The organism is Halobiforma nitratireducens JCM 10879, from assembly GCF_000337895.1.
In the GTDB taxonomy this organism is placed as follows: domain Archaea; phylum Halobacteriota; class Halobacteria; order Halobacteriales; family Natrialbaceae; genus Natronobacterium; species Natronobacterium nitratireducens.
Window position 1 is genome coordinate 1 of the sequence record NZ_AOMA01000137.1, and the last position, 7,248, is coordinate 7,248.

General features: G+C 60.7%; 5 protein-coding genes. All 5 read left to right on the forward strand.

The features are described from left to right. Positions 1–281 precede the first annotated feature (281 nt). Entirely contained in the window at positions 282–1,088 is an 807-nt protein-coding gene (cas6, locus tag C446_RS13195; protein ID WP_083861131.1) for a CRISPR-associated endoribonuclease Cas6, read from the forward strand. Beyond that, a complete protein-coding gene (gene cas8b / locus C446_RS13200) occupies positions 1,075–3,228 on the forward strand; it encodes a type I-B CRISPR-associated protein Cas8b/Csh1 (RefSeq protein WP_006673617.1) in 2,154 nt (717 codons plus the stop codon). Before cas6 ends, cas8b begins: the two co-directional genes overlap by 14 nt. Beyond that, positions 3,229–4,308 carry a type I-B CRISPR-associated protein Cas7/Csh2 gene (gene cas7b / locus C446_RS13205; protein WP_006673618.1) on the forward strand — a complete coding sequence of 360 codons (1,080 nt, stop codon included), beginning with the start codon at positions 3,229–3,231 and terminating at the stop codon, positions 4,306–4,308. It begins immediately after the preceding gene. A 4-nt stretch (positions 4,309–4,312) separates the two neighbouring features. Beyond that, entirely contained in the window at positions 4,313–5,125 is an 813-nt protein-coding gene (cas5b, locus tag C446_RS13210; RefSeq protein WP_006673619.1) for a type I-B CRISPR-associated protein Cas5b, read from the forward strand. Next, on the forward strand, positions 5,126–7,248 hold a 2,123-nt coding region (locus C446_RS13215; protein ID WP_049920230.1), incomplete at its 3' end, for a CRISPR-associated endonuclease Cas3''.

Sequence of the window (7,248 nt, forward strand, 5' to 3'; positions counted from 1 at the left end):
CGAACTTGGTACCGAGAATTTCGTGAGATCGCGCTGATGTGTGCGGTTTATAACATCAAGAAGGCCGCAAAACAGGAAATTCCGCTCCCGTCATGCGATTAAACACGGCCCATTGGTGGGGCAGTAATCACAGGTACATCAAATACGGCGAATAATTCGTCCCATCCAATACAGTGTGCGATTTACATATATGTGTTGCCGCCAACACTTTGTATAATCAGTTCGTTTGATATCTTATTGATGGTGATTATCAGCAGAGGTGGGAAGAAGTAGTGCGTATCATGGTCTACCTATCCGCTCGAGCGGCCACAGCTTACGACAATGCGTACCACAACAAACTTCGTGGACGAATGTGGCGAGCACTCGAGGGAACGGCGTACGACGACCGGCACGATTCCGGGGAGCCACCGGGATTTGTCATGTCGAATCCCTTCCCCCCACGTGATATGACCGAAGGTGACGAGCGAAAACTACTCGTGGCCTCACCCGACGAAGAACTGCTCGCGAACGTCGCCGCAGACCTGCTCGAGGATCCAGAGCTGAACATCGGTGAAATGCCGTTTCATGTTGAGGACGTTACCTCACTTGCGCCCGACGTGGGAGAACCCGGGACCCGAGGAACGATCGAGACAGGAACCGGCCTCCTGGTTCGGATTCCACCGTGGCGGTGCGACGAGTATGGTATCGATCATCCGGGTGGTGACACCGCCGTCTTTTGGCAACCCGAACACACCACAGAACCGTTAGTCGAGCAGCTTGAAGCGAACCTTGACAAGAAACACGACCTGTTCGCGCACGACCATTTGCCGGGTCCGAGCGATGTGGAGGGAGACCTCTTCGACGGGTTTGAATTGCTCAAGACGTTTGCGGTGCCGGTGACGGTGACCGAAGGTCAGGAGATGACCTACGTCCTGAGCAAGTGGAGGTTCGACTACACCGTTCGAGACGATCACCACCGCCGGCATCTGAATCTCGCACTCGATTGCGGGCTCGGTGAGCGCAACTCACTCGGGCTCGGGTTCCTAAACGTAACCGATCGGACCCGGCCAAGTGAGAGCGAACTGGAGGGAAGAGATGCTCTCGCCTGACGCGTTCGAAACCGCGTATCCCGCCGAGGAGTTGGCCGACGAACTTCCCAATTCACCGATCGGATCGCTGCGGGACCTGCAGTATCTCTACGGCAAACTCTACACGCTCGCGACCACAGGCGGAGGCGACTATGCCTCCTACCTCACGCCGGACGCCGCAGGCGATCTCATCGACACCGAATCCAGTCTGATCGTCGTTCGAGTCGACGTCTCCGGCAGCGAGCCGAAACTGGCGGACGAACCCGTCCGAGTGACCCGCTACACGGAGAACCTAGTCCAGAAAGTCAGCCACTGCAAGTTTTCCGCAGCCCGGGGAATCGACCACAGCGTCACCCACCAGGCCGGCCGCAATAGCGACGCCGAGAAACTAGCTCGGTACGCGAAAGAGAGAGTCACAAGATGGGCGACGGATGATGTCGTAACGGACGCTGCAAATGCCCACCCTGATGGCTGGATTATCGAGCGACTAGCCACACTCGCCGAAGATGAGGGCGCACTCGAGACGATCGAAGACGCCGTCGTCCAAGAACTGGGCGGCGATTCCGCGACCGCCTTGCTCACCGTCCAGGTCAAAACCGATGGTGGTGGCGACTATCGTTGGCCTGGTGATATCGACGTCTTTCTCGAGGCGATGCGCCAGCGCAAGCTCTCGAAGCTCGTCACCAAGAACAAGGCCGACGACTCATCGGGGGACGCGACGGACATCGTAACAGGACAGCCGGCTCGAACGGTTGGCACGTCCGAAGATCCACAGAACTACTTCCTAGGCAAACAACGCGAGACGTTCCCCGGGTTGGATATCGAGGAGGCCTGGCGTGCCCATCCGATTTCCGAGGACGCCGCGGTTACGGTGATGAACGCGGAAACGTTCGTCGAGGCCTGTACCTACCGGACGTTCGGAACAAAGGTGTACTACCTGCCATACTTCTTCGGTCGACCGGCCCCGGAGAAGGTCTACGAGCTGTACGGCCTGCTCTATCAGGCCGCGACGGACGGGGGGATGGAAACACCGATCGAGGACGCCTACGCGGACCGGCGGGGACAGGATCTCGAGGAGACCGACCTTCGGTTCTACGTCTCGGCGGTGATGCCCCACCAGATGTCTCGGTACGACGTCTTCGGGGAGACATTGAACGGCCAGCTCCACTATCCGACGGAACTCGCGTTCGCACACAACGAGGTGGTCGGCAAGGCCAGTGCGTTCAACAGCGATACCGACTGGACCCCGCCGCTTCCCACGACCGATTCGTGGGATTTGCTCACGGACAGTACCACGCGGCTCAACTCAGTCTCGACGGGCTGGTATTTCTACCAGACCTTCGCCGAGCGGGACGATGCTGACGCAGACGCTGACGATCCCCGGATCAAGGCGCTGGTCAACGTCCTCAGCGGCGAGCCGATTGCCGTAGAGATGCTCCTCGAGGAGTACGTCCAGCGAATTATCGACAAGCAAACCGACGACAGCGAGCACGAGGGATTCCCGTCGCTACTGGTCGCTAGCCAGTTCGCACAGCTGTGTGCACTGGCCAGCGAAAAAGCCCAGTTGCTGACGACGACCGATCCGGCAAAAGAGCCGGTCACGCGAGTACCGACCTACGAGAAGCACACGACCCAAACGATGGAAGAAATAGACATAGTCCCGGACGGGGGCCACCCCGGCGACGCGAAACTCGAATCGTTCATCGAAAACACACCCGCGCTGACGCCCGATCCCGACGACGAGGACTCAGTCGCGAACGAGCGACGCGGAGCTTTCCTGCTTGGAGCACTCGTCGGCGACATCGGTAGCTATCAGGAGTACAGCGAGGATCGGTCGACGACGCTGGTCGACCAGTATCCGGTCAAGTCGATCACCCAGTCTCGGATCAAGAAAGTCGCCCAGGAGACGATCGCGAAGACGCTGACCTACACCCGTCAGGAGAAGAAAGAGCAGGGTGGGTATCCAGGGACGAAGGCCGACCACATCGTCGACCGACTCCGCGAGACGATCGCCGATCCCGACCCCGACGAATGGAAAATCGACACTGACGATCTGCGATTTTACTACGCACTCGGCGTGACCTACGGTATGAACGACCATCCGTGGAGAAACGGCAACGCACAGACCAACGACCAGTCCGACCTCGAGGAGGAACACTAAATGTCAGCTACGACCGACACCGATACTGTCCAGAACCGCTCGGAAATCGTCTTCCTGTACGACGCCGTCGACGCAAACCCCAACGGGAACCCGCTCAGCAGCGCGAACCGGCCCCGAATCGATCCACAGACCCAGCAGGCGATCGTCACCGACGTCCGTCTGAAGCGCTACCTTCGCGATCAACTCGAGGATGACGGGCATGGGGTCTACATCCGGAACGTCCAGGAGGAGGGGAACCAGTACACCCGCGGCGAGCTGCTCGAAGATCGACTCAAGGCGGTCGATCCCGACGACTACGATCTCGATGACGACGAAGAAGCGGCGCAGTTCCGCGAGGATGTCTTCGGCGAGTTCCTTGCTGAAAGCGTCGACGTTCGGTATTTTGGCGCGACGATGTCCGTCGATACTGACGACGAATATGCGGCCCACCTTCCCGATCACTTCACCGGCCCCGTCCAGTTCTCGCCCGGAAAGACAATGCACGCGGTCAACGAGAACGAGGAGTACGACAGCCTGACGAGTGTCATTGCCACCCAGAAGGGGAAAGAACAGGGTGGGTTCGATCTTGACGACCACCGTATCCAGTACGGCCTGATCCGCTTCCACGGGTTGGTCGACGAACACGGTGCGGCCGACACGAATCTCACGCCCGAGGACGTCGAACGGCTCGATACACTTTGTTGGCGAGCGCTGAAGAACCAGACGATCAGCCGGAGCAAAGTCGGCCAGGAGCCGCGACTCTACTGTCGCGTCGAGTACGCCGATGAGAGCTTCCATCTCGGCGGGCTCGATAAGGACCTCACGCTCGACGAAGAGCGATCAGCGGCCGACGAAGAACTCCGAAACGTCCGGGATCTCACCGTCGACGTCGATACCTTCGTCCAGCGGCTCGAGAACGCGAGCGATCGGATCGAACGCGTCCGCGTCGTCGCGAGTGACGTCTTAGAATGCTCTCACGATGGCGAAGTCGGCGGCCCCGACGTGCTCTATGAGGCACTCGAGGACGCGGTCGGAGCGGACGCACTCGAGATCGTTGACGTCTACGAGGAACACGCCGCGACGATGCCGGACGAGACCTGAGACGATGGGGCAGCAATCACTCGACGCGTGGGAGCACGACGAGAGAGACTCTGCGTTCCCGGAGCGGTGTCTCTCGGTTACCGTTCGCGGCCCGTGGGGCCACTTCCGGCGAATCGAGGGCAACGTCGTCAAGCAGACCTACCGAATCATCCCTCGAACGACGGTCGCAGGGCTGTTCGCCGCGGTGCTTGGCATCGAGCGCGACGGCTACTACGAGCTGTTCGGACCCAACCGCTCGGCGATTGCGATCGAACCGGTACGCGAGATCCGGACGATAAACATGCCGATGAACACGCTTTCGACAGCCGACGGCGACCTCCAGTCGCTGAACGGCCGTGGGAAACTCAGCGTCAAACTCCCGGACCCGACGACGCTCCGACAACAGCACAACTACGAAGTGCTCGTCGAGCCCGCCTACCGGATCGACGTAGCGCTCGCAGACGAGGAACGCTACCGGGAACTCCGCTCAATGCTCGAGGACGGCCGCTCCCATTACGTCCCGAGTCTCGGTCTCTCGGAACACCTCGCGGAACTCGAATATCACGGCGAGTTCGACGTCGAGCCCGGTCCGAAAGCGACGGCAGACGATCAGCCGGTCGCCGTCGATTCTGCTGTTCCCGATGGCGTCGAGGATGTCATCTTCGAGGCGGGAACCCGCTGTCAGGTTGAGGAGTCGCCTGCGTTCATGGCGACCGATCCAGGCGGGCGGACCACGACGGAATTTACCACGTACACGTACAACCCGGACGCCAAGCCGCTTCGTATTCGAAACGTCGACGCCGCGACGGTCGACGGGAGGACTGTCGTCTTCGTGTAGATGCCTACCCGCTACTCACACCCACCAGAAGGGGCACACGATGGCGTGTTGCTTCGTGATCACCTCGAGGACGTAGCGCAGCGCGTCGGGTACGTCGTTCCTGACGATGCCCGGACGGCCAACGACGACCCGATCCGAGACATAGTCGAGACGCTCGCGTACGTCCACGACTTCGGGAAGGCAACGACATACTTCCAAGAGTACCTTCTCAATGGAGTCGACCCCGACGATAGCTACTGCCGATACCACGCTCCGCTCGGTGCGTTCGCCGCGTACTACGCGCTCGAGGCGAAGGGATACGACGCCGAAACGTGTCTCGCGGGATTTGTCGCCGTCGCAAAACACCACGGCCGACTTCCGGACGTCGCGGAGTACGTGTACGAACGAACCCACCGTCGCGAGAGCATCGCAACGGAACAGGACGCGGAAAAACAGCAAACCGCGGTCGCGAAGCAAATCAACGATATCAACGACCACGTGCTCGAGTTCGCGGGGAACGTCTTCGACGCTGCGACTGATGGGGATGGCTCGTGGGAAGAATTCTGCCACCGATTCGCCGGCAACCTGCTCGAGGACATCAAGGCCACCGTTGCGACGGAGGGTCACAGTGAGGGAATCGACCGTGAGTCCCTGTCCGATTCGTGTTACGCGCTCGTTCTCGAGTTCTGGAGCTCGCTCGTCCTCGCAGACAAGACCAGCGCGGCCGCAGCAGCGACCGACACCGAACCGTCGGCGGCAACCTACGAAGGGGTTCAGCCAACCGCCGACAGTCTGGACGACCACGTCCGATCGCTCGAAGAACAGGCTAGCGCCGATCCGGACGGGACACGCGCCGAGCGGTTGAACCACTACCGCTCCGAAGCGCGAACCGACGTCCTTGAGAACGCTGCCTCGTTCGCCGACGACGGCGGTGGCGTCGCGACGCTGACCCTGCCCACAGGGATGGGAAAGACCCTCTCTGGGCTCTCGGCGGCGATGGAGATTCGCGACCGACGTGACGGCGACCGGGTCGTCTACGCACTGCCGTTTACGAGCATCATTGATCAGGTAGTCGACGAACTCGAGGACATCTACGAGGTCGATACCACAGGGCGACTGCTTACGGCACATCACCACTTGTCGGAGACGACGATACGAGACGAGGACGCCGAAGATAACGACGACGCCCAAGCTGACGACGCGGATCGAAACGACGACGTCGCTGGCATGCTCGGCGAAAGCTGGCGCGCCGGGCTCACGGTGACGACGTTCGTCCAGTTGTTCGAGAGCCTCGCCGGTCCGTCGAACAAGCAATCGATGAAACTCCCGGCGCTTCGAAACAGCGTCGTCGTCCTCGACGAGCCCCAGAGCCTACCGCTGGACTGGTGGAAGCTCGTTCCGCGTCTCGTGGCGCTGCTGACCGAGCGATACGGCGCGACGGTGATCGCGATGACCGCAACGCAGCCACAGCTGTTCGACGACGCGACCGAACTGGTCGACGACCCGGAGACGTACTTCGACGCGACCGAACGGGTTACCTACGAACTGGATCCGTCGGCCGAACGGTATCTGGACGACCAGACCGGGCCGAAAGGGTACGACGACGCGGCAGCGACTCTGCTCGAGTCGGCAGTCGACGACGAGTCCGTACTCGCAGTCTGTAACACGATCGACAGCGCGCGCACAATCACTGACCGCGTTACTGACCGCCTTCCAGAGAGTACGGACGTCGCTGAAGTATATGCCGAAGAACTCGAGCACGCGGGCGATGTCGAGGACGTCGATCCGAGGTGTGTCGCCGAGCGTGTCGCAGACGCTGGTGACCGGTCAGTACTCCACCTGTCGACCCGACTCCGTCCATGTGACCGGTTACGACTGATCGAGACGGCGAAAGCGCTCACGCAGCGAGACCAGAAGTTGCTAACGATTTCGACCCAGCTCGTCGAGGCTGGCGTCGACATCAGTTTCGATCGGGTCTATCGTGATCTCGCCCCGATCGACAGCATTGTGCAGGCAGCGGGTCGGTGCAACCGTTCGTTCGAACGCGACCGCGGTCGCGTCGTCGTCTGGTGGCTCGAGACGCCGGCAGAACAAGAGAAGACCCCGGCGGAGGCGGTGTACAACAGGGGGACAAAACTACTCCC